The sequence below is a fragment of the Pseudomonas lalkuanensis genome, from assembly GCF_008807375.1.
GTDB lineage: Bacteria > Pseudomonadota > Gammaproteobacteria > Pseudomonadales > Pseudomonadaceae > Metapseudomonas > Metapseudomonas lalkuanensis.
The window spans coordinates 152501-173944 of record NZ_CP043311.1; the positions used below are offsets into that span (position 1 = coordinate 152501).

At 63.6% G+C, this 21444-nt stretch carries 17 protein-coding genes, 3 tRNA genes, 3 rRNA genes and 1 pseudogene (1 of these 24 running past the window's edge); 16 read left to right on the plus strand and 8 right to left on the minus strand.

The window, feature by feature from the left end:
• The 8 genes and pseudogenes from FXN65_RS00695 to FXN65_RS00730 form a co-directional block, all read left to right on the plus strand.
• Window positions 1-354: ribosomal RNA gene (locus FXN65_RS00695) — 16S ribosomal RNA — on the plus strand (it extends 1182 nt beyond the left edge of the window).
• 65 nt (window positions 355-419) lie between these two features.
• Window positions 420-496: transfer RNA gene (locus tag FXN65_RS00700), tRNA-Ile, on the plus strand.
• A gap of 32 nt (window positions 497-528) precedes the next feature.
• Window positions 529-604 (plus strand) — tRNA-Ala (locus tag FXN65_RS00705).
• Between the two features lie 231 nt (window positions 605-835).
• Window positions 836-3726 (plus strand): 23S ribosomal RNA (locus tag FXN65_RS00710).
• A 133-nt stretch (window positions 3727-3859) separates the two neighbouring features.
• A 5S ribosomal RNA gene (gene rrf, locus FXN65_RS00715) occupies window positions 3860-3975 on the plus strand.
• The 16S, 23S and 5S rRNA genes sit together here with 2 tRNA genes alongside, the layout of an rRNA operon.
• Before the next feature lie 158 nt (window positions 3976-4133).
• Entirely contained in the window at window positions 4134-5126 is a 993-nt protein-coding gene (locus FXN65_RS00720; protein WP_151131184.1) for an asparaginase, read from the plus strand.
• 192 nt (window positions 5127-5318) lie between these two features.
• Window positions 5319-5480, plus strand: a pseudogene (locus FXN65_RS00725) (Ppx/GppA family phosphatase); the annotation flags it as partial.
• Window positions 5481-5712: 232 nt separating this feature from the next.
• Window positions 5713-6177, plus strand: coding sequence for a GNAT family N-acetyltransferase (locus FXN65_RS00730; RefSeq protein WP_244620703.1), 465 nt, complete (start codon window positions 5713-5715; stop codon window positions 6175-6177).
• 91 nt (window positions 6178-6268) lie between these two features.
• On the opposite strand, the gene FXN65_RS00735 is transcribed toward FXN65_RS00730, so the two are convergent.
• Window positions 6269-6345, minus strand: a tRNA-Arg gene (locus FXN65_RS00735).
• A 321-nt stretch (window positions 6346-6666) separates the two neighbouring features.
• Here FXN65_RS00735 and gabD point away from each other — a divergent pair.
• The 4 genes from gabD to FXN65_RS00755 all read left to right on the plus strand — a co-directional run bounded on the left by gabD (window position 6667) and on the right by FXN65_RS00755 (window position 12349).
• Window positions 6667-8118, plus strand: coding sequence for an NADP-dependent succinate-semialdehyde dehydrogenase (gabD, locus tag FXN65_RS00740; protein WP_151131186.1), 1452 nt, complete (start codon window positions 6667-6669; stop codon window positions 8116-8118).
• A 168-nt stretch (window positions 8119-8286) separates the two neighbouring features.
• Complete coding sequence (gene gabT / locus FXN65_RS00745; RefSeq protein WP_151131187.1) at window positions 8287-9564, plus strand: 4-aminobutyrate--2-oxoglutarate transaminase; 1278 nt, start codon at window positions 8287-8289, stop codon at window positions 9562-9564.
• 239 nt (window positions 9565-9803) lie between these two features.
• Window positions 9804-11012: an HDOD domain-containing protein gene (locus tag FXN65_RS00750; RefSeq protein ID WP_151131188.1), complete on the plus strand. Its 1209-nt coding sequence runs from the start codon at window positions 9804-9806 to the stop codon at window positions 11010-11012.
• A 116-nt stretch (window positions 11013-11128) separates the two neighbouring features.
• Complete coding sequence (locus FXN65_RS00755) at window positions 11129-12349, plus strand: HDOD domain-containing protein (protein WP_151131189.1); 1221 nt, start codon at window positions 11129-11131, stop codon at window positions 12347-12349.
• Here FXN65_RS00755 and FXN65_RS00760 read toward each other — a convergent pair.
• Both FXN65_RS00760 and FXN65_RS00765 read right to left on the minus strand, forming a co-directional pair.
• Window positions 12346-12936, minus strand: a complete 591-nt coding sequence (locus tag FXN65_RS00760; protein ID WP_151131190.1) for a 2-hydroxychromene-2-carboxylate isomerase — start codon at window positions 12934-12936, stop codon at window positions 12346-12348. The genes FXN65_RS00755 and FXN65_RS00760 overlap by 4 nt on opposite strands.
• A 57-nt stretch (window positions 12937-12993) precedes the next feature.
• A complete protein-coding gene (locus tag FXN65_RS00765; RefSeq protein WP_151131191.1) occupies window positions 12994-13734 on the minus strand; it encodes an SDR family oxidoreductase in 741 nt (246 codons plus the stop codon).
• Window positions 13735-13821: 87 nt separating this feature from the next.
• On the opposite strand from FXN65_RS00765, the gene FXN65_RS00770 reads away from it, so the two are divergent.
• Window positions 13822-14394, plus strand: a complete 573-nt coding sequence (locus FXN65_RS00770; RefSeq protein WP_151131192.1) for a TetR/AcrR family transcriptional regulator — start codon at window positions 13822-13824, stop codon at window positions 14392-14394.
• Here the strand turns inward: FXN65_RS00770 and FXN65_RS00775 are convergent.
• Both FXN65_RS00775 and FXN65_RS00780 read right to left on the minus strand, forming a co-directional pair.
• A complete protein-coding gene (locus FXN65_RS00775; RefSeq protein WP_151131193.1) occupies window positions 14383-15303 on the minus strand; it encodes a LysR family transcriptional regulator in 921 nt (306 codons plus the stop codon). The two genes, FXN65_RS00770 and FXN65_RS00775, sit on opposite strands and share 12 nt — an antisense overlap.
• Window positions 15304-15362: 59 nt before the next feature.
• On the minus strand, window positions 15363-16265 hold the full coding sequence (locus tag FXN65_RS00780) for a DMT family transporter (protein ID WP_151131194.1): 903 nt from the start codon (window positions 16263-16265) through the stop codon (window positions 15363-15365).
• Window positions 16266-16410: 145 nt separating this feature from the next.
• Between FXN65_RS00780 and FXN65_RS00785 the strand changes: the two genes are divergently transcribed.
• A complete protein-coding gene (locus tag FXN65_RS00785; RefSeq protein WP_151131195.1) occupies window positions 16411-17334 on the plus strand; it encodes an autotransporter outer membrane beta-barrel domain-containing protein in 924 nt (307 codons plus the stop codon).
• Between the two features lie 88 nt (window positions 17335-17422).
• On the opposite strand, the gene FXN65_RS00790 is transcribed toward FXN65_RS00785, so the two are convergent.
• Window positions 17423-17587, minus strand: coding sequence for a rubredoxin (locus FXN65_RS00790; RefSeq protein WP_151131196.1), 165 nt, complete (start codon window positions 17585-17587; stop codon window positions 17423-17425).
• Window positions 17588-17682: 95 nt separating this feature from the next.
• A complete protein-coding gene (locus FXN65_RS00795) occupies window positions 17683-18756 on the minus strand; it encodes a fatty acid desaturase (protein WP_151131197.1) in 1074 nt (357 codons plus the stop codon).
• A 100-nt stretch (window positions 18757-18856) separates the two neighbouring features.
• On the opposite strand from FXN65_RS00795, the gene FXN65_RS00800 reads away from it, so the two are divergent.
• The gene (locus tag FXN65_RS00800; RefSeq protein ID WP_151131198.1) at window positions 18857-19870 is read left to right on the plus strand and encodes an AraC family transcriptional regulator; all 1014 of its coding nucleotides are present in this window, start codon (window positions 18857-18859) and stop codon (window positions 19868-19870) included.
• 71 nt (window positions 19871-19941) lie between these two features.
• On the opposite strand, the gene FXN65_RS00805 is transcribed toward FXN65_RS00800, so the two are convergent.
• Complete coding sequence (locus tag FXN65_RS00805) at window positions 19942-20637, minus strand: Crp/Fnr family transcriptional regulator (RefSeq protein ID WP_151131199.1); 696 nt, start codon at window positions 20635-20637, stop codon at window positions 19942-19944.
• 84 nt (window positions 20638-20721) lie between these two features.
• Between FXN65_RS00805 and FXN65_RS00810 the strand changes: the two genes are divergently transcribed.
• Window positions 20722-21246 (plus strand): Mpo1 family 2-hydroxy fatty acid dioxygenase, encoded by a 525-nt coding sequence (locus FXN65_RS00810; RefSeq protein WP_151131200.1) that lies wholly within the window; start codon window positions 20722-20724, stop codon window positions 21244-21246.
• Window positions 21247-21444: the final 198 nt, after the last annotated feature.

Sequence of the window (21444 nt, forward strand, 5' to 3'; positions counted from 1 at the left end):
TGACGTCAAGTCATCATGGCCCTTACGGCCAGGGCTACACACGTGCTACAATGGTCGGTACAAAGGGTTGCCAAGCCGCGAGGTGGAGCTAATCCCATAAAACCGATCGTAGTCCGGATCGCAGTCTGCAACTCGACTGCGTGAAGTCGGAATCGCTAGTAATCGTGAATCAGAATGTCACGGTGAATACGTTCCCGGGCCTTGTACACACCGCCCGTCACACCATGGGAGTGGGTTGCTCCAGAAGTAGCTAGTCTAACCGCAAGGGGGACGGTTACCACGGAGTGATTCATGACTGGGGTGAAGTCGTAACAAGGTAGCCGTAGGGGAACCTGCGGCTGGATCACCTCCTTAATCGAAGACATCAGCTTCTTCATAAGTTCCCACACGAATTGCTTGATTCAATTGCGAAGGCGATTGGGTCTGTAGCTCAGTTGGTTAGAGCGCACCCCTGATAAGGGTGAGGTCGGCAGTTCGAATCTGCCCAGACCCACCAATTGTCGCGGGGTCGAATGACCGGTTGACATTGGGGCCATAGCTCAGCTGGGAGAGCGCCTGCTTTGCACGCAGGAGGTCAGGAGTTCGATCCTCCTTGGCTCCACCACTCTCAGTTAGGCAGACCAAGAGCTCAGAATTGAATATCCGTGGTTGGATATTGAATTCTGAACTTTGTTTCAGAATCGTTCTTTAAAAATTCGGGTATGTGATAGAAGTGACTTATTGGGTGTTTCACTGCACTCAATAATTCAAGGCAAAATTTGCGAGTTCAAGCGCGAATTTTCGGCGAATGTCGTCTTCACCCCTATGATCGCAGGCAGATTGCTTGGGGTTATATGGTCAAGTGAAGAAGCGCATACGGTGGATGCCTTGGCAGTCAGAGGCGATGAAAGACGTGGTAGCCTGCGATAAGCTTCGGGGAGTCGGCAAACAGACTTTGATCCGGAGATCTCTGAATGGGGGAACCCACCTAGGATAACCTAGGTATCTTGTACTGAATCCATAGGTGCAAGAGGCGAACCAGGGGAACTGAAACATCTAAGTACCCTGAGGAACAGAAATCAACCGAGATTCCCTTAGTAGTGGCGAGCGAACGGGGACTAGCCCTTAAGCTTCTTGGATTTTAGCGGAACGCTCTGGAAAGTGCGGCCATAGTGGGTGATAGCCCCGTACGCGAAAGGGTCCAGGAAGTGAAATCGAGTAGGACGGAGCACGTGAAACTTTGTCTGAATATGGGGGGACCATCCTCCAAGGCTAAATACTACTGACTGACCGATAGTGAACCAGTACCGTGAGGGAAAGGCGAAAAGAACCCCGGAGAGGGGAGTGAAATAGAACCTGAAACCGTATGCGTACAAGCAGTGGGAGCCTACTTTGTTAGGTGACTGCGTACCTTTTGTATAATGGGTCAGCGACTTATATTCAGTGGCGAGCTTAACCGTATAGGGGAGGCGTAGCGAAAGCGAGTCTTAATAGGGCGTTTAGTCGCTGGGTATAGACCCGAAACCGGGCGATCTATCCATGGGCAGGTTGAAGGTTAGGTAACACTGACTGGAGGACCGAACCGACTACCGTTGAAAAGTTAGCGGATGACCTGTGGATCGGAGTGAAAGGCTAATCAAGCTCGGAGATAGCTGGTTCTCCTCGAAAGCTATTTAGGTAGCGCCTCACGTATCACTCCAGGGGGTAGAGCACTGTTTCGGCTAGGGGGTCATCCCGACTTACCAAACCGATGCAAACTCCGAATACCTGGAAGTGTCAGCGTGGGAGACACACGGCGGGTGCTAACGTCCGTCGTGAAAAGGGAAACAACCCAGACCGTCAGCTAAGGTCCCAAAGTTCTAGTTAAGTGGGAAACGATGTGGGAAGGCTTAGACAGCTAGGAGGTTGGCTTAGAAGCAGCCATCCTTTAAAGAAAGCGTAATAGCTCACTAGTCGAGTCGGCCTGCGCGGAAGATGTAACGGGGCTCAAACTAGACACCGAAGCTACGGGTTCGTCGTAAGACGAGCGGTAGAGGAGCGTTCTGTAAGCCTGTGAAGGTGAGTTGAGAAGCTTGCTGGAGGTATCAGAAGTGCGAATGCTGACATGAGTAACGACAATGCGAGTGAAAAACTCGCACGCCGAAAGACCAAGGGTTCCTGCGCAACGTTAATCGACGCAGGGTGAGTCGGCCCCTAAGGCGAGGCAGAAATGCGTAGTCGATGGGAAGCGGGTTAATATTCCCGCACTTCTAGTTACTGCGATGGAGGGACGGAGAAGGCTAGGCCAGCTTGGCGTTGGTTGTCCAAGTTTAAGGTGGTAGGCCGAACACTTAGGCAAATCCGGGTGTTCAAGGCCGAGAGCTGATGACGAGTGTTCTTCTAGAACACGAAGTGGTTGATGCCATGCTTCCAGGAAAAGCTTCTAAGCTTCAGGTAACTAGGAACCGTACCCCAAACCGACACAGGTGGTTGGGTAGAGAATACCAAGGCGCTTGAGAGAACTCGGGTGAAGGAACTAGGCAAAATGGCACCGTAACTTCGGGAGAAGGTGCGCCGGTGAGGGTGAACGATTTACTCGGTAAGCCCATGCCGGTCGAAGATACCAGGCCGCTGCGACTGTTTATTAAAAACACAGCACTCTGCAAACACGAAAGTGGACGTATAGGGTGTGACGCCTGCCCGGTGCCGGAAGGTTAATTGATGGGGTTAGCGCAAGCGAAGCTCTTGATCGAAGCCCCGGTAAACGGCGGCCGTAACTATAACGGTCCTAAGGTAGCGAAATTCCTTGTCGGGTAAGTTCCGACCTGCACGAATGGCGTAACGATGGCGGCGCTGTCTCCACCCGAGACTCAGTGAAATTGAAATCGCTGTGAAGATGCAGTGTATCCGCGGCTAGACGGAAAGACCCCGTGAACCTTTACTGTAGCTTTGCACTGGACTTTGAGCCTGCTTGTGTAGGATAGGTGGGAGGCTTTGAAGCGAGGACGCCAGTTCTCGTGGAGCCATCCTTGAAATACCACCCTGGCATGCTTGAGGTTCTAACTCTGGTCCGTCATCCGGATCGAGGACAGTGTATGGTGGGCAGTTTGACTGGGGCGGTCTCCTCCTAAAGAGTAACGGAGGAGTACGAAGGTGCGCTCAGACCGGTCGGAAATCGGTCGCAGAGTATAAAGGCAAAAGCGCGCTTGACTGCGAGACAGACACGTCGAGCAGGTACGAAAGTAGGTCTTAGTGATCCGGTGGTTCTGTATGGAAGGGCCATCGCTCAACGGATAAAAGGTACTCCGGGGATAACAGGCTGATACCGCCCAAGAGTTCATATCGACGGCGGTGTTTGGCACCTCGATGTCGGCTCATCACATCCTGGGGCTGAAGCCGGTCCCAAGGGTATGGCTGTTCGCCATTTAAAGTGGTACGCGAGCTGGGTTTAGAACGTCGTGAGACAGTTCGGTCCCTATCTGCCGTGGACGTTTGAGATTTGAGAGGGGCTGCTCCTAGTACGAGAGGACCGGAGTGGACGAACCTCTGGTGTTCCGGTTGTCACGCCAGTGGCATTGCCGGGTAGCTATGTTCGGAAGAGATAACCGCTGAAAGCATCTAAGCGGGAAACTCGCCTCAAGATGAGATCTCACTGGGATCTTGAATCCCCTGAAGGGCCGTCGAAGACTACGACGTTGATAGGTTGGGTGTGTAAGCGCTGTGAGGCGTTGAGCTAACCAATACTAATTGCCCGTGAGGCTTGACCATATAACACCCAAACAATCTGGTGATTGTGGGTGCGACTGGTGAAGTCGACAGACCGAAAATTGGCCTGAACCGCAAACAGACTGTCACATACCTGATTCGGGGTAGCGTCCCAGACGATGCCCCAACCGAATTGCTTGACGACCATAGAGCGTTGGAACCACCTGATCCCATCCCGAACTCAGCAGTGAAACGACGCATCGCCGATGGTAGTGTGGAGCTTCTCCATGTGAGAGTAGGTCATCGTCAAGCTTCTATCCCAAACCCCCGATACGCCCAGGCGTGTCGGGGGTTTGTCTTTGCGCGTGAGAAAAACAGCGGGTTGCGAAATACACCCAAAAGCCCGTAGGCCAGGGCCCCGAGCGGGATTAGGATGGCTGGGACTGCAGTACAACAATAACGGAGAAACCATGTCCCCCTCCCGCAAGCTCCTGGTGCTCTATACCGGGGGCACCATCGGCATGCAGATGACCGACGCAGGCCTCGCACCCGCTTCCGGCTTCGAAGTGCGGCTGAGAGCCGAGCAGGCTGCCAACCCGGAGCGGCTCGTTCCTGATTGGATATTCCGCGAGCTGTCGCCAATCCTCGACAGCGCCAACATGACCCAGACCAACTGGCTGCAGATGCGGGATGCGATCGTCGAAGGCGTGGAAAGGCACGGCTGCGATGCCGTCCTGCTCCTGCATGGCACGGACACCCTGGCCTACAGTGCCGCCAGCCTCTCCTTCCTGCTCCTGGGGTTGCCCGTACCTGTGGTGCTGACCGGTTCCATGCAGCCAGCAGGCGTTGAAGGTGGCGATGCCTGGCCCAATCTCTTCGGCGCCCTGGAGCGACTTCATACCGGCATCGAACCTGGTGTATACCTCTATTTCAATGGCCATCTATTGCCAGGAACCCGGGCTGGCAAGCAGAAGAGCGATGCCTTCGACGCCTTCACCGAATCACGGCGTCCGACGCGCGGTACGCGTGCCAACAGCGTTCCTGATGCCCTCAACTATCGCCATCCGCGTCGTCCGGTAGTACTGGCAGTGCAGCCGCTGTTTCCCGGCCTCGGCGCGCCCCAGATGCGCGCACTACTGGAAAGCGGCGTCCAGGGCGTGCTGCTGGAATGCTACGGCAGTGGTACCGGTCCATCCGCCGACGCCGAGTTGCTTAAAGCCTTGAAGGACGCCCATGCGCGGGGCGTGGTGCTGGCAGCGATCAGCCAATGCCCCGAAGGATCTGTCGAGTTCGACATCTATGCCGCTGGCAGCCTGCTTGCCAGTACCGGACTGGTTTCCTGCGCCGGGATGACCCGGGAAGCCGCCCTGGGCAAGTTGTTCGGTTTGATCGGGCTGGGGCTTTCCCAGGCCGAAGTCGAAAGCTGGCTGGTCCAGGACCTCTGCAGAGAGCTGGCGGGCTGAGGCGTCTGGCTTCGGTACCGCTGCGCTGTTATTCCCCTCGCCTGACCCGAAGGGCCAGCCACCAACTGGCGGCTCCCCCCTGGCCTACCATCGAAGTGTCTTGGGCTGCGCGGCAACATTTCCCGTCCTTTTCATATGTTCACGGACGGTCGCCGCAGCCGCCCGCTTGCCAGCCAGACAGGGACTCTCCGCATGAAAGGCGATGCTTCGCTGTTTGCCTTCGTGGATCTCGGCTCCAACGCGTTTCGCATGATGAATGGCCAGCGAGTGCTTCGGGATAAGCGTCTGGTCATCGAGAAGATCAAAACACCCCGCGAACCCGTTCGACTCGCAGAAGGCCTGCAGGACAACGCGGCGACTACTGATCCTGGCAACTCCCCGGATGCCGCCACCGGTATCCTGCCGGGCTTCCGGCCGTGTCGCCGGCACCGTTAGAATCCGCTTCCGGGTCGACAGGCAGGTCGCCCGCCTACTTCATCCGCGTAACAAGGAGGTGCTCCCATGACCTGGTTTCCAACGATTTTTCCGCCGAAGAACCGTCTACCAAATCCTGGAGGGGCCCTCGCGGCCCCGCGGAGAATCCAACATGCCCATTTCCAACCCCCGCGTACTCCTCGTTCCACTGGCCACCCCTGAGGAGCAAGCGCACTGCCGTTCCCTGCGGGTGCAGGACGATCAGTTAGACTTCGTCGCTACCAATGCCGAATCCCTGCAGGAGGCCGCCGAAAGCCCCTGGTGTCAGCCTCTTGCGATTCGAGCCGCCGACAGTGGCGAGATGGTCGGTTTCCTGATGCATGCCCTCGATCCGGACGAAAACAGTCGCTGGATCTATCGCCTGATGATCGACCAGCAGTATCAGGGGCGCGGCTACGGTCGTGCCGCCTTGCGCGCCACCGTGGCCCTGCTGCGCGATCTGCCGGGTGGTCCTGGCGTCGCCCTGGGCGTGGTTCCGGAGAACACCGGTGCTCGTCAGCTCTACGCAGCCGAAGGTTTTGTGGAAACCGGTGAAATCATCGGTCGCGAGCTGGTCATGCGACTGTCGCCGGCGTGAGTGGCGGGCAGGGGCGCTCCGGTGTCCCTGCCGGTTCACGACGACGAAAACGAAAAAGGCCCCTGGATTTCTCCAGGGGCCTTTTCATGTATGGCGCATCCGGCGGGATTCGAACCCACGACCCCTGCCTTCGGAGGGCAGTACTCTATCCAGCTGAGCTACGGATGCGTATGGCGGCGCCATGATACCGATGTCGGACCCTTGCGTCCATGCAGCATAACCTTGTTCGTGATGTTGAACGATGGTGCCGCTTCTGGTCATCTTTGATCAGGATTTCGACAAACAGTAGCGACTTTTTGTTGATTTTATCGAACGGGCTATTGCCCTCAGGTTTTCGGCACCCTAGGATTCCGTTTGAGATTTCAAACGCCCCTTCGCCTCACCATAAGCCGGGCCGTTCCAATCACTCCGTCCTGGCCAATCCCGCATTGGCTGAAGAACAACAACCTGCCCCGGCGCCCGTGCAGCGCCGGTGTGAAGGAGACAGAGATGCAATTGAAAGACGCCAAGCTGTTCCGCCAGCAAGCCTATATAGACGGCACCTGGCTGGACGCGGACAGTGGCCAGACCATCAAGGTCAACAACCCGGCTACTGGCGAAATCATCGGCAGCGTGCCGAAGATGGGCACCGCCGAGACCCGCCGCGCCATCGAGGCTGCCGAGCGTGCTCTGCCGGCCTGGCGTGCGCTGACCGCCAAGGAACGCGCCAACAAGCTGCGTCGCTGGTTCGAACTGATGATGGAGAACCAGGACGACCTCGGCCGCCTGATGACCATCGAGCAGGGCAAGCCGCTGGCCGAAGCCAAGGGCGAGATTGCCTACGCCGCGTCTTTCATCGAGTGGTTCGCCGAAGAAGCCAAGCGCGTCTACGGTGACGTGATCCCTGGCCACCAGCCGGACAAGCGCCTGATCGTGATCAAGCAGCCCATCGGCGTGACCGCAGCGATCACCCCGTGGAACTTCCCGTCCGCGATGATCACCCGCAAGGCTGGCCCGGCCCTGGCCGCCGGCTGCACCATGGTGATCAAGCCTGCTTCCCAGACCCCGTTCTCCGCCCTGGCCCTGGTCGAACTGGCCGAGCGCGCCGGCATCCCGAAAGGCGTCCTGAGCGTGGTAACCGGCAGCGCTGGCGAAGTCGGCGGCGAACTGACCAGCAACCCGGTCGTGCGCAAGCTGTCCTTCACCGGCTCCACCGAGATCGGTCGCCAGCTGATGGCCGAATGCGCCAAGGACATCAAGAAGGTTTCCCTGGAACTGGGCGGCAACGCACCCTTCATCGTCTTCGATGACGCCGACCTGGACGCCGCCGTCGAAGGCGCGCTGATCTCCAAGTACCGCAACAACGGCCAGACCTGCGTCTGCGCCAACCGCCTGTACGTGCAGGATGGCATCTACGACGCCTTCGCCGAGAAGCTGAAGGCCGCCGTGGCCAAACTGAAGATCGGCAACGGCCTGGAAGACGGCACCACCACTGGCCCGCTGATCGACGAGAAAGCCGTGGCCAAGGTCCAGGAGCACATCGCCGACGCCGTTTCCAAGGGCGCCAAGCTGCTGGCCGGCGGCAAGCCGCACAGCCTGGGTGGCACCTTCTTCGAGCCGACCATCCTGGTCGACGTGCCGAAGGACGCTGCCGTGGCCAAGGAAGAAACCTTCGGCCCGCTGGCTCCGCTGTTCCGCTTCAAGGACGAGGCCGACGTCATCGCCATGGCGAACGACACCGAGTTCGGCCTGGCTTCCTATTTCTACGCCCGTGACCTGGGCCGCGTGTTCCGCGTGGCCGAGGCGCTGGAGTACGGCATGGTGGGTATCAATACCGGCCTGATCTCCAACGAAGTGGCGCCCTTCGGCGGCGTGAAGGCCTCCGGCCTGGGTCGCGAAGGTTCCAAATACGGCATCGAGGACTACCTGGAGATCAAGTATCTCTGCCTCGGCGGTATCTGATCCAAAGACGGGGCAAGGCGCGAAAGAGCGCGCGGCGCCCCAGCTCCACCCTTGAAGAAACGGGCCTCCGGCAAGCCCTCGCAGTCGATCATCGTATGCTGCGACGGCCCCTACCGGGGGCATTCATCCTTGAGACTGAGCCGCCCGATGAGCGGCCGTGAGGAACTTATGAGCAAGAACGAATCCCTGCTGAAACGCCGTGCCGCAGCCGTTGCCCGCGGTGTCAGCCAGATCCACCCGATCGTCGCCGAGCGCGCCGAGAACGCCACCGTCTGGGACGTCGACGGCCGCGAGTACATCGATTTCGCCGGCGGTATCGCCGTACTGAACACCGGCCACCTGCATCCGAAAGTCGTCGCTGCCGTGCAGGAGCAACTGACCAAGCTGTCCCACACCTGCTTCCAGGTTCTGGCCTACGAGCCCTACATCGAGCTCTGCGAAGAGATCGCCAAGCGCGTACCGGGTGACTTCGCCAAGAAGGCCCTGCTGGTGACCTCCGGCTCCGAAGCCGTCGAGAACGCCGTGAAGATCGCCCGTGCCGCCACCGGCCGCGCCGGCGTGATCGCATTCACCGGCGCCTACCACGGCCGCACCATGATGACCCTTTCCCTGACCGGCAAGGTGGTTCCGTACTCCGCCGGCATGGGCCTGATGCCGGGTGGCGTGTTCCGTGCCCTGGCTCCGTGCGAACTGCACGGCATCAGCGAAGACGACTCCATCGCCAGCATCGAGCGCATCTTCAAGAACGACGCCCAGCCGCAAGACATCGCTGCCATCATCATCGAGCCGGTTCAGGGCGAGGGTGGCTTCTACGTCAATTCCAAGGCCTTCATGCAGCGTCTGCGCGCCCTGTGCGACCAGCACGGCATCCTGCTGATCGCCGACGAAGTACAGACCGGCGCTGGCCGTACTGGCACCTTCTTCGCCACCGAGCAACTGGGCGTCGTGCCTGACCTGACTACCTTCGCCAAATCCGTTGGCGGTGGCTTCCCGATCTCCGGCGTAGTCGGCAAGGCCGAAGTCATGGACAGCATCGCTCCCGGCGGCCTGGGCGGCACCTATGCCGGCAGCCCGATCGCCTGCGCCGCGGCCCTGGCCGTGCTGAAAGTGTTCGACGAAGAGAAACTGCTGGAGCGCAGCCAGGCCGTAGGCGAGCGCCTGAAGGCCGGTCTGCGTGAAATCGCAGCCAAGCACAAGGTCATCGGCGACGTTCGTGGCCTGGGTTCGATGGTCGCCATCGAGCTGTTCGAAGGCGGCGACGAAAGCAAGCCGGCTGCCGAACTGGTTGGCAAGATCGTGGCCAGGGCTCGCGAGAAGGGCCTGATCCTGCTGTCTTGCGGCACCTACTACAACGTCATCCGCTTCCTGATGCCGGTCACCATTCCCGACGCACAACTGGACAAGGGCATCGCCATTGTCGCCGAGTGCTTCGACGAACTGGCCTGATTCCCCAGGTAGTGAAAAGAGACCCGCTTCGGCGGGTCTTTTTTTGCCCGTTCTCTGGTGGCAAGCGCGATCCGAGGGGCCTTTCCCCAGCGACCTTGGTCTGGATCACTATTCAGCGTGCAGGTCGAGAATTAGACTGCGCGCTGCATTTTCATGCTGACAAATCCGCCCCTCCTTCAGCCGGTTCCTGGCCCAGTGCAGGGTTATTCACGAGCGACCCAGCCCCACACGAGGTACCCATGCCCACCGCCCAGGTTCCGGAAGTCCTGATCGCCGAGGCCGACCCCTGGACGTCGGATCTATTGGCGCAACTGATCCTGGATATTCGCAATGACGTCCGAGTGGTGCAGGTGGCCGACGGCCTCGAGGCCCTGGCGCGCTGCAAGCGACGGTTGCCGGAATTGGTAATTGCCGACGGCGAACTGGGTGGGATCGACGGCGTGGAGCTGCTGCGCCAGTTGCGCCGCCATCCACGTACCCCGTCCCTGCCTTTCGTGCTGATCAGTGCCCGCGTCGATGCGGCCAGCGTGCGTGCCGTGCGGCCGCTGGCGCCATCGGCCTACCTCGGCAAACCCTTCAATGCTGCCAAGCTGCGCAAGCGTCTCGGCGCCCTGTTGCCCGCCGGTGAGGGTGCGGCCGGACAGCAAACGCCGGCCTTGCTGGTGAGCAGCCTGAAGGAATACCTGGACAGCGTCCGCGAAGAGGGCCAGGGCGCGCCCTTGCTGGACGACGTCCGCGACGCCGTGAGCCAGTGCCTGCAGGCGGATCAGGTAGACCTGCGCGACCTCGATGAAATCTTCTCCCGCGACCCACAGATCACTGCGCGGCTGATCGCCGCTGCCAACAGCGCGGCCCAGCACCTGGGCATGCCCTGCCAGACCCTGGCCCAGGCCATGCAGCGGCTGGGCGTCACCCGTGTGCTCAATCTCGTGCTTGGCATGGCCCTGGAGCGTAATGCCCGCTTGCGCGACCCGCGCCTGTCTGAGCTGGCCGATCTGGTCTGGCAGGCCGCCCAGCGCAGCGCCGAACTGGCCTACTGGGTGGCCAGCGAACTGGAGCTGGACGCCGAGCTCTGCTACACCGCCGGGCTGCTGCACAACATGGGCGAACTGGCCCTGCTGCGCAGCCTGCAGGACTGGCAGGACGCCGGCGGCAGCCTGGGCAACGAGGAGCTGCAGGACGTGATGCAACGGCGTTCGGCAGGCTTTGGTTCGGCCCTGCGCATCCGCTGGCGCCTGCCCTTCGGCCTGCGTGAGCTGGTGGCTGCGTTCCACGGCCTGGGCGCCGGGGTGTTCTCCCGCGAAGCCCTGGTGCTCAACCTCTGCGCCGCGCTGTTGCGTCTTCCCCGTGGCGAAGTCCCGGCGAGCCTGATGGACGAGCGCGCGGCCCGACTGCTGCGCCTCGATCCCGTGCTGCTGGAGCGGTTGCCGGGACGCCTGCTGTCCTGATGCAGTCCGGGCTGGCGTGCCAGCCCCGGCATTGTCTAGTCTCCTGAAATGCTCGTTGCAGTTGTACGAGCGGTACAGGAAATTTCCGGGAGTTGAGCGGAACAGGATCGCCACGCATGGCTGATATGGAACGGGCACCCAGGGTGCTGATAGCCGACCCCGATCGCTGGAGCGCCGAGCTGCTTGTCGCGCTGGTGCGCAAGGCGCGCTGCGATGCCCAGTTGGCGGTGCTGCAGGACAGCCATAGCGTGCTCGAGCATTGCAGCACCGGCTGGCCGGATCTGCTGATCGTCGACTATGGCCTGCCCGGCGTCGGTGGACTGGAACTGCTGCGGGAAGTGCGCCGCCAGCGGCGCCATCCGCCCGTGCCATTCTTCCTCATCACCGAACGCGTGGATGCGGCCAGCGTTCGCGCCGCCCTGCCGTTGGCCCCCACTGCCTACCTGGCCAAGCCGTTCAACGCCGAAGATCTGCTGAAGCGCCTGCGCAACCTGCTGTTGGAGCCGGGTGAGGAGGTCGCCTGCCCGGTGCCATCGGTCCCCACCCAGCAAGCGCTGGACGACTACCTGGCCGAGGCTCGCGAGTCCTCCGCTGGAGCACCCCTGCTGACCACGGTGCTGGACGCACTGCGGCTGGCCCTGGATGCCCCCACGCGCGACCTTGCCGAGCTGGAGCCGCTGTTCCACCGGGACCCGCAGCTCACCGGCCAACTGATCGCCGCCGCCAACAGCGCCGCCCAGCACCTGGGCAGCGGTTGCCAGACCCTCGCCCAGGCGCTGTCCCGGCTCGGCCCCCAGCACAGCCTTAACCTGGCCCTGGGCCTGGCCCTGCAACGCAGCGTCAATCTCAGCGATCCCATGCTGGTGCCCCACGGCGAGCGCATCTGGCAACAGTCTCAACGCACCGCCGAGCTGGCGCGCTGGCTGGCGCAATGCCTGGAAGGGGATGGCGAGCGCTGCTACACCGCCGGGCTGCTGCACGCGCTGGGAGACCTCGCGGTACTGCGCAGCATCCAGGGCTGGCGTGACGGCGGTGGAGAGGAACTGACCGAGGAGCAGGTCGATGCCGCGCTGCGCACCCATGGCGCGCCGTTCGGTTCGGCCTTGCGCACCCGCTGGCGCCTGCCTCTGGAACTGCGCCAGTTGATCGCCGCCGCCTATCAGCTCGGCGGTGGCGTCTACTCGAAGGACGCGCTCATCGTGCACATCGCCAAGCTCGCGGCCGAGCTTCCCGAAGGCGAAGACGCCAGCGGCCTCGCCCGGCACAAGGCAGCACGGATGCTCGGCCTGGATGCCGCCCTGCTGGCGTCGCTGCCGAATTCGGAAGCTGCCGGCTAGGCCAGCGCTTCCTCGACGAAGTCCAGCCGGTCCTGGCCGAAGTACATCTCCTCACCGACGAAGCAGGTGGGCGCGCCGAACACGCCGCGCCTCACCGCTTCCTCGGTGGCAGCCTTCAGCGCGTCCTTCACCTCCTGATCACCCACCAGGGCCAGCAGCGCCTGGGGATCGAAGCCGGCATCCTGCAGGACGGTGGCCACCACGGCCGGGTCGCCCAGATTGCGCTTGTCCTGCCAGAGCGCGCGGAACATGGCGTCCAGATAGGCCTCGAAGCGTTCCGGCTGGCGCAGCTGCACGCCGATGGCGCCGCGCATCAGGGTCAGGGTGTTGATGGGGAAGTGCGGGTTGAAATGCATCGTCACGCCGTAGCGACGGGCGAAGCGCTGCATGTCGATCATGGTGTGGCGGGCCTTGGCCGGGACCGCGGCCGGGGACGCGTTGCCGGTGGCCTGGAATACCCCGCCTAGCAGCATCGGGCGGTAGCGCAGTGTCGCGCCATGGCGCGCACAGATGCCCGGCAACTGCGTCCAGGCCAGGTAACTGGCCGGGCTGCCGAGGTCGAAGAAGAATTCGACGGTCTTGGTCATGCTTTTGCTCTTCCTTTTCAAAGGTCATGTGGTATCGCGCGGCGAGTCAGGGCGCGCTTACCACTTCTCCATCCAGGGCCGCAGATCCAGCTCGAACGTCCAGGCGTCGCGCGGCTGGCTATGCAGATACCAGTAGTTCTCGGCGATGTGTTCAGGGGCGAGGATGCCGTCATGGTCCTTCAGCGCATAGCGCTCGGGGAAGCTCTCGCGGATGAACTCGGTATCGATGGCGCCGTCCACCACCACGTGGGCCACGTGGATGTTCCGGGGCCCGAGCTCACGCGCCATGCTCTGGGCCAGGGCGCGGATGCCGTGCTTGGCGCCGGCGAAGGCGGCAAAGCCGGCGGCGCCACGCAAGCCGGCGGTGGCGCCGGTGAAGAGGATGGTGCCGCGCCCGCGAGTGACCATGCGCTTGGCCACCGCCTGGCTGGTAAGGAAGCCGGAGAAGCAGGCCATCTCCCAGATCTTGAAGTACTTGCGCGCGGTCTCTTCGAGGATGCTGCAAGGCACGTTGGCGCCGATGTTGAAGACGAAGGCCTCGATCGGGCCGATGTCCCGCTCGATGGTTTCCACCAGCTCGGCGACGTCCTCTTCCTTGCGCGCATCCGAGCCGAAGCCATGGGCCTCACCACCGTCGGCGCGAATGGCATCCACCAGCGGCTGCAGCTTGTCGGCGCTGCGCCGGGTCACGCAGGCCACATAGCCCTCGCGGGCGAAGCGCCGGGCGATGGCGCCGCCGGTGGCGTCGCCCGCACCAATTACCAGTACGACTTTCTTGTTTTCGGTCTCGCTAGCCATGCTGTTCACCTTTACTGAACGATCGTTAGCTGAACGGACGTTATGCTATGCTCGCCAACGCGTCAAGCCAGTCCACCGGAGGTCGTCGTGCGTTATTCAGCCACCCACAAGGAAGAAACCCGCCAGAAACTGCTGGAAAGCAGCGGTGCGATCGCCAAAAGTGGCGGGTTTTCCACCACCGGCGTCGACGGCCTGATGAAGGCCATCGGCCTGACCGGCGGGGCCTTCTACAGCCATTTCCCGTCGAAGAACGACCTCTTCACCGCTATCGTCCAGCGCGAGCTGTCACGCAGCCTGATCGGCCAGGTGGCGCGTGGCGAAGGCTTCTGCCGCGACAAGCTGGAACGCTGCCTCGACCGTTACCTGAGCATGGCCCATCTGCAGAACCCCGACACGGGCTGCGCCATCCCGGCCCTGGGCGCGGAGATCGCCCGTGCCGACCTCCCGGTACGCGAGGAAGCCGAGCACTGGATGCTGGAGCTGCAGCGGGCCTGGGCGGAAATCCTCGAAGACGGCGAACTGGCCTGGGCACTGATTTCCCAGTGCGTCGGCGCCCTGGTGGTGGCGCGCATGCTCGCCCACGAAGAGACCCAGGCCGAAGTACTGAGTGCCAGCCGGGGTTTCCTCGGCCGTGTGGTGGATGACCGGCTAGAGCAGTGACTGCTCCGCGCAGACGCTGAGGATCTGCTCCCTCAGCCAGACATTCGCCGGATCCTGGTCGAAAGGCTGCGCCCAGAGGAGCTCCAGGGAAAAGCTCGGCAGGTCGGGCAGCCGGCTGGTGGCGGTGCGAGCGTCGCCCAGGTGTTCGTGAACCCGCGCCGGCATGACCATCAGCAGCTCGCTCGCGGGGATCAACTGCAAGGCCGCCAGGTAGTTGTTGGTCCGGGCGGCGATCTGCCGCGAGCGGCCTTGCTGCTGCAGCCAGCCATCGATCATGTTGCGGTCCGAATCCCAGGGCGTGGGAAATACCTGGCGCCGCGCACAGAAGGCATCCAGATCATCCACCGATGCGGTGCCGGCGGCGCGTACGCAGAGCAGGTCGTCCTTCAGCAGCGCCAGGCTCACCAGCCCGGGATGGGCGCGGTGCTGGTGCGGGCCGAAGCCCAGGGCCAGGTCCAGTTCGCCGTGGACCAGCGCCTCGGCGGGGATTTCCCGTCCCAGGCGCTGCACGTCGAGGCTCACCGGGTAGCCGGCATCGCTCAGCCGGCGCAGCAAAGGCGGCAGGATCAGCAGCTCGAAATACTCCGGCGCGCAGAGCCGGAAGGTGCGGGGGGCCTGGCTGGGGTCGAAGGCGTTGGCCTCGCTGAAGCAGGCGTTCATCAGCTCGATCATGGCGCGGGCGTGGGGGCGCATGGCCATGGCCTTGCGGGTGGGGCGCATGCCGCTGCGGGTGGCGATGAACAGCTCGTCGTCCAGCGTGCTGCGCAGTTTCTTCAAGCTGTAGCTGACGCTGGAGGCACTGAGATTCAGCACCTCCGCCACCTCGCCCAGGTGCTGGCGCTCATGGATTTCGAGGAAGACCAGCAGGTCCTGGATGTCGATCTTGCGTAGTCCGTTGGCGAGCAGCATGTCCGGGTTCCATTGGGGGAAGCGCCATCAGAACCCGCGCCCGTCGACATGGCAAGCATTCAGGCGGTCACCGTTCGCGCGGGGCTCAACCGCGCCAGCCAGAGCATGCCGAGGACGATCAGTACGGCGCCGGCCCAGGCCAGTGGCGCCGGCGCCTTGTGCAGCCAGAAGCTCTGCAGCAGCAGTGCGAACAGGCCACTCAGGTAGCTGTAGGCGATCACCGTGGCCGGCGGCAGCCAGTGGATGGCCCGGTGCAGCAGCCAGAAGGTGGCCAGGGTGGCGGTCAGGGCCAGGTAGAACAGCCAGGCGACGTCGCGCAGGGCGATCCCCTGCAGGCCTTCCCAGCGCTGTCCGAGGGTGCTCGCCAGGGCCAGCAGCAGGCCGCCCGCCAGCAGGTTGCCGCAGGCCACGGAGGCGGCGCTGCGCTCGCTGCCGAGCCAGGGTTTCAGGCGCTGGCTGAGGGGGCCGTAGAGGGCCATGGCGAAGCAGCCGACGCCGTACACGCTGTAGGCGTAGGTATCGAAATGGGCGTTGTCGAGACCGAGCAGGGCCAGGGCGCCGAGGGCCGCGACCAGGGTCGGCCACAGGCGCTGCAGCACCGGCTTGCGCAGCAGCAGACGTTCGCCGCCAAGGGTCAGCAGCGGCACGCTGACATAGAGCAGCGCGGTATCCAGCGCCTTGGTGTGCTTCAGCGCTTCGAACAGGCTGCCGAAGTAGAGGGCCAGCAGGCCGCCCAGCAACGCGTGGGCGAGCAGCGCGCGGCCACCGGGCAGGCCGTTGCGGCGCAGCAGCAGGAAGGGCAGGAACAGGCTGCCGGAAAGCAGCAGGCGCAGGGCGGTCAGGGGCAGGGCGTCGAGAGTGGGATTCACCTCGGCGGCGGCGAAGAACGACAGCGCCACCAGCAACGCCCAGAGCAGCATCGAGGCGTGGGCGTTGAGGCCGGGGGAGAGGGATCGGCGCATGGTCAAGCTCCTTGGTGTGCAGGTGGCCATTGCGCCAGCGGGGCGAAATTCCGGCAAATCAGAAACTCGCGGGTGGATTCGGGAAATTGAATTGCCCAGCATGACGCTAGAGTTATCCACATCCCCCCGCCTGGAGATGCCTGTCATGGGTCAGGATCGAGCGTCACGCGCTGCCTTCGCCGCACTCGGTGCCCTGCTGGTGAGCGCACCGGCCCTCGGCGATCCCCTCGCCGCCGCCAGCCGTGCCTACCTGCTGGAAGACAGCCATTTCCTCCGCGACGCCGCCTCCGAGCGCATCCAGCAGATCCGCTTCTCCTTCCGCGAGCCGCCCCTGGAGGAGGAGCAGACACCAGCCTGGGTGCGAGCCTTCGGCAGCCGGGGTTCGGCCGATGCCGACCACCGTGCGCCGCGCCGGGAGCGGGACATCGGCGGCGGGCTGCTGGGCAGCGAGCGCAAGCTGGGCAACTGGCTGGTGGGCGGGATGGGCGGCTATTCGGCGAGTTCGGTGGAAGTGCAGGGCGAGGACGCGGATATCCACAGCCTGCACCTGGGCGCCTACGCCGGTACCAAGATCTACAACCAGATCGGCGTGAAGCTGGGGGCGGCCTGGAGCGGCCATGACGGCGACCGGCGCGCGGCCGACGGGGACAGCGGCCAGGTGTTCGGCGAGCTCAGCTACTCCCTGGATTTCCGCGACTTCAGCGCCGAGGGATTCAGCGAACTGGCCTATGTGCGGCTGGACAGCGATGCCTTTGGTGCCCAGGACCGCCAGCGCGACGAGATCGGCTACAGCACCTTCGGCCTGCGCGGCACCACACGCATCGAACTTGAGTCGGGCCGGCGCCTGACCGCGCGCATCAGTTCGGGGTGGCGGCATGCCTACAGCGATAGCCGGCTGGAGGATGAGAGCGGCGGCGCCGTGGCCCTGACCCGGGACGCGTTCCGCCTGGACATGGGGCTGGACTACCAGCTCAGCGAAGAGGCCTACGCCGGGCTGTTCTACAACGGCACCTATGCCGAGGACGCGCGGGACAACGGGGTGACAGCGCGGCTGAGCCTGCGTTTCTGACGAGTTGTCGCGCGGGGAACCGGGTGGGAGCGAATTCATTCGCGAATAAATTCGCTCCCACAGAGAAGGTCAGCGCGATATACGGCCTTCAGATTTCCTGCATGTCGAAGTCGTTCTTGCCGACGCCGCAGTCCGGGCAGATCCAGTCATCCGGCACGTCGGCCCAGCGGGTGCCGGCCGGGATGCCCTCTTCGGGCCAGCCTTTGGTTTCGTCGTAGATCAGGCCGCAGACCACACAAATCCAGGTTTTCATGCCGCTACCTCTTGCTTGCAGCTGTGCTCGGGGAAAGGCGCGCGCCGGGGGCGCGCGCAGTCGCGATCATAGGGGCGGCGGTGCGTCCCCGGGCCCTAACCAAGGGTGGGTTGGGCGGATTGTGCGGCAGCCTCCTGCTTCGGGCTCCAGCGGTTGGCGCGGGCGAAGGTGCCGAAGTCGTTGAAGCGTACGCCCATCTCGCGCATCACCCTGTGTGCCACCGGCGCGGTCATCTGGCGAATGTAGAAGGGTTCCTTGACCACGAAATGGTGGATGGCGTGGGTGCTGCCGAAGTTGAAGCAGAAGGCCTGCAGCGGCCACATCCACCAGGGATTGAGCACCTGGGTCTGCTGGATCACGTTGCCCGGCTCGACGTCACCGTAGTAGTGCATGTTGGAGCTGACGAAGTGCAGGCAGAAGGTGCGCAGCACGTTCGGGCCCACCAGCGCCACCACCGCGATGTTGACGAGGCTCATCGCCTCCAGGGTGCCCGCCGACCAGGCGATGGGCGCATTCAGGGCCCAGGCCAGGGTGTCGATGGCGTGGAAGCCGAGGAACAGGTACCAGGTGCCCCAGTTCAGCAGGGCCAGCGGCGCGTAGACCTTCAGGGTGCGCCAGAGGATGCTGCGCTTCTGCGCCCAGCTCTTGGCCCGGCCCATGCGGATCAGCGAGGACATCACGTTGTCCCCCACCATCAGCAGGCGCGCCAGGCCCCAGGGTTCGCCGTTGGTGATGGCGCGTTCCTCCAGGTCGGTCTCGGTGCCCGACACCTTGTGGTGGTTGAGGTGCAGGTGGCGGCGGACCCAGGGGTTGATGGTGCTCGGCCGCGCCATCCAGACCAGTGCCATCATCAGGTTGTGCGGCACCTTGCGCTTGCGGAAGTACATGCTGTGGATCAGGTCGTGCTCCAGCTCATGGGTCAGCGAGGCGAAGAAGGCGTTGAGCAGCAGGCAGGCCCACCAGGCGATCTGGTCGTTCAGGTAGAGCAGGGCGGAACCGGCCATGCCGACCAGGGCGAAGACGAGGATGCCGGCGCCGATGGCGTCCTGGTGGTTCAGTACGGGGTAGCGCTGGCGCAGCTCGTTGCCGCGGGCCATCACCACCTCACGAATATGCGCTGATCGCTGCTGGTCATTCAGTACGCGGGGGCTTGCAGGCGTGGTGGACATGCTTCCATCCTCTTGTTGGCGATGGTCCTACTCTGCCGGGAGGGGCTCTCGCCGCGCCCGACCGAGCACGCCAACCTGTTGACCGGAAACGCCAACCTGCATGAGCGAACCCACCACCCTCGCCAGCTGGACCCGAGCCCTGCGCAAGCAGCTGGACGCGCTCGGCCTCGACAGCGCCGACCTATGCCGGCAGGCGCAGCTCGATCCAGCGCTGATGGACGACCCCAACGCGCGCTATCCCCTGTCCGCCACCACCCGGCTCTGGCAACTGGCGGTCGAGGCCAGTGGCGACCCGGCACTCGGCCTGAAGATTTCCACCTACGTCAGCCCCACCACCTTCCACGCCCTGGGCTACGCGCTGGTGGCCAGCGCCAGCCTGCGGGAAGTGTTCGAGCGCGTCGTGCGTTATCACCAGGTGGTCAGCGACGCGCTGGAGCTGGAGCTCAGCCGCGAAGGCGAGCGCTATCTGTTCCGCCTGCGGGTGCGTGACGATGGTTTCGAACCCGCACCCGAAGCGGTGGATGCCTTCGCCGCCATCTACGTGCGCACCTGCCGCAACCGCATCGGCCGCGATTACGCGCCGCTGGCCGTGCACCTGCGCCGCCCGCAGCCGGCGGACCCGCAGCCCTGGCACGCCGTGTTTCGCGCGCCGCTGGTCTTCGGTGCCGAGGAAAACCTGCTGGAGTTCGCCGCCGAGGATTTCGAGCGGCCGCTGGACGATGCCAATGCGGAACTGGCCGAACACAACGAGGCAGTGCTCAAGCGCACCCTGGAGCAGCTTCAGCAGCCCACCTGGTCGCGCAAGGTGCGGGCCTGCCTGGAGGCCCAGTTGCCCAATGGCGAGCCTTCGGCCGAGCGCATCGCCCAATCCCTGCACCTCAGCCTGCGCAGCTTGCAACGCCACCTGGCGGACGAAGGCTGCAGCTATGAGCAACTCCTCGGCGACACCCGCCAGGCGCTGGCGCTGGCCCACATGCGCGACCCGCGCTGCTCCATCAGCGAAATCGCCTACCTGCTCGGTTTTGCCGATACCAGCAGCTTCAGCCGCGCCTTCAAGCGCTGGACCGGACAGAGCCCGAGCCAGTACCGCGAAAGCCTCACCGCAGGTCGCTGAGCGGAGCGCAGGTTCGCCATGAGCAATCGCAGGGGGCGGCTGCGCCACCCTTGGCGAATGAGTTGGGCGGGTTACGGTTTGCCCTGTGCCGCGCGCTTGAGCAGCTCGGGATCGAGGATCTCGATTTCGCCGTAGTTCAGGTGCACGGCGCCCTGGGCTTCCAGCTCCTTGAGGATCTGGTTGGTGGTCTGGCGGGAGATCGACAGCATCAACGCCAGCTGCTCCTGAGCGAGGTGGATCGAGCGCCGGCGCACCGACAGGCCGCCGTAGCCCTCGGCGATCATCAGCAACCGCCGCGCCAGGCGCTGGGGCGCCGGCAGCAGGCTCATTTCCTCCAGGGCGATGAACGCCAGGCGCAGCTTCTGGCTCATCAGCAGGGCGAAGTCGCGCCAGTGTGAAGGCTGCCGCTCGAGCAGGGCCAACAGCGGCGCCTGGGGCAGGTGGAGCAGGGTCACCTGGCCGTCGGCGAAGGCATCGTGGGTCCGTGGCTGGCCATCGAAGAGGGAAATCTCGCCGAACCAGTGGGGCGGCTCCACCAGCACCAGCAATGCCTCCTTGCCGCTCTCGCTGATGCTGCCGACGCGAATCGCACCCTCCAGCACCGCATAGAGCCCACAGGGAGGATCGCCCCGGCGGAACAGGCGCTGGCCGGGTTCCAGCCGGCGCAGCTGGGCCATGGCCAGGAGTTCGTCCTGCAGGGCGGCGGGCAACAGGCTGAACCATTGGCCGGTCAGCAGGAGGTCGCGATGGTGCTTGGATTCGATCATGGGCTTTGTCGGCTAGCTGACAGAGGTTGCCAGGGGCATGGCGCCATTATCGGCGCAACTGCCTGCAAACCTGAGGACAGAACAATGAAAACCCTCATCGACCAACTTGGCCAGTACGCCGAGTACCACCGCGACCGCCGCAACATCGCCACCCATTTCGTCGGCATTCCGCTGATCGTCGTTGCCGTTGCCGTGCTGCTGTCCCGTCCGGGGACCGAAGCCTTCGGCCTCTGGCTGTCGCCGGCGGCGCTGGTCAGCCTGGTTTCCGCGCTCTACTACTTCCGCCTCGACCTGCGCTACGGCCTGGTGATGGCCGTGCTGCTCGCCGTCAGCCTGTGGATCGGCGCCGCCTTCGCCGCACAGGGCACCGCCGCCTGGCTTGGCGCTGGGTTGGGGCTCTTCGTGGTGGGCTGGATCATCCAGTTCGTCGGCCACTACTACGAGGGCCGCAAGCCGGCCTTCGTCGACGACCTCACCGGGCTGATCATCGGGCCGCTGTTCGTGGTGGCCGAACTGGGCTTCCTGCTGGGGCTGCGCAAGGAAGTCGAGCACGCCGTGGAAGAACGCGCCGGCCCGACCTGCATTCGGGAGAAGAAGGCGGCGGCTTGATGTATCGAGGGCCCTCACCCCCGGCCCCTCTCCCAGAGGGAGAGGGGGGACTCGCGCATGGCACTCACTGCCCATCCAGCACGGACAGCCCCCTCTCCCTTCGGGAGAGGGTTGGGGTGAGGGTACTGTCAGCTGCGCGGAGTTCCCCATGACTTGCCCTCCAGCAATCTTCGCGACTGAAGTCGCTCCCACAGCGGC

Coding starts and splice junctions, on each gene's coding strand:
- FXN65_RS00720 (WP_151131184.1), top strand. CDS start 4,134: ATGTCCCCCTCCCGCAAGCTCCTGGTGCTCTATACCGGGGGCACCATC.
- FXN65_RS00730 (WP_244620703.1), top strand. CDS start 5,713: ATGCCCATTTCCAACCCCCGCGTACTCCTCGTTCCACTGGCCACCCCT.
- gabD (WP_151131186.1), top strand. CDS start 6,667: ATGCAATTGAAAGACGCCAAGCTGTTCCGCCAGCAAGCCTATATAGAC.
- gabT (WP_151131187.1), top strand. CDS start 8,287: ATGAGCAAGAACGAATCCCTGCTGAAACGCCGTGCCGCAGCCGTTGCC.
- FXN65_RS00750 (WP_151131188.1), top strand. CDS start 9,804: ATGCCCACCGCCCAGGTTCCGGAAGTCCTGATCGCCGAGGCCGACCCC.
- FXN65_RS00755 (WP_151131189.1), top strand. CDS start 11,129: ATGGCTGATATGGAACGGGCACCCAGGGTGCTGATAGCCGACCCCGAT.
- FXN65_RS00760 (WP_151131190.1), bottom strand. CDS start 12,936: ATGACCAAGACCGTCGAATTCTTCTTCGACCTCGGCAGCCCGGCCAGT.
- FXN65_RS00765 (WP_151131191.1), bottom strand. CDS start 13,734: ATGGCTAGCGAGACCGAAAACAAGAAAGTCGTACTGGTAATTGGTGCG.
- FXN65_RS00775 (WP_151131193.1), bottom strand. CDS start 15,303: ATGCTGCTCGCCAACGGACTACGCAAGATCGACATCCAGGACCTGCTG.
- FXN65_RS00780 (WP_151131194.1), bottom strand. CDS start 16,265: ATGCGCCGATCCCTCTCCCCCGGCCTCAACGCCCACGCCTCGATGCTG.
- FXN65_RS00785 (WP_151131195.1), top strand. CDS start 16,411: ATGGGTCAGGATCGAGCGTCACGCGCTGCCTTCGCCGCACTCGGTGCC.
- FXN65_RS00790 (WP_151131196.1), bottom strand. CDS start 17,587: ATGAAAACCTGGATTTGTGTGGTCTGCGGCCTGATCTACGACGAAACC.
- FXN65_RS00795 (WP_151131197.1), bottom strand. CDS start 18,756: ATGTCCACCACGCCTGCAAGCCCCCGCGTACTGAATGACCAGCAGCGA.
- FXN65_RS00800 (WP_151131198.1), top strand. CDS start 18,857: ATGAGCGAACCCACCACCCTCGCCAGCTGGACCCGAGCCCTGCGCAAG.
- FXN65_RS00805 (WP_151131199.1), bottom strand. CDS start 20,637: ATGATCGAATCCAAGCACCATCGCGACCTCCTGCTGACCGGCCAATGG.
- FXN65_RS00810 (WP_151131200.1), top strand. CDS start 20,722: ATGAAAACCCTCATCGACCAACTTGGCCAGTACGCCGAGTACCACCGC.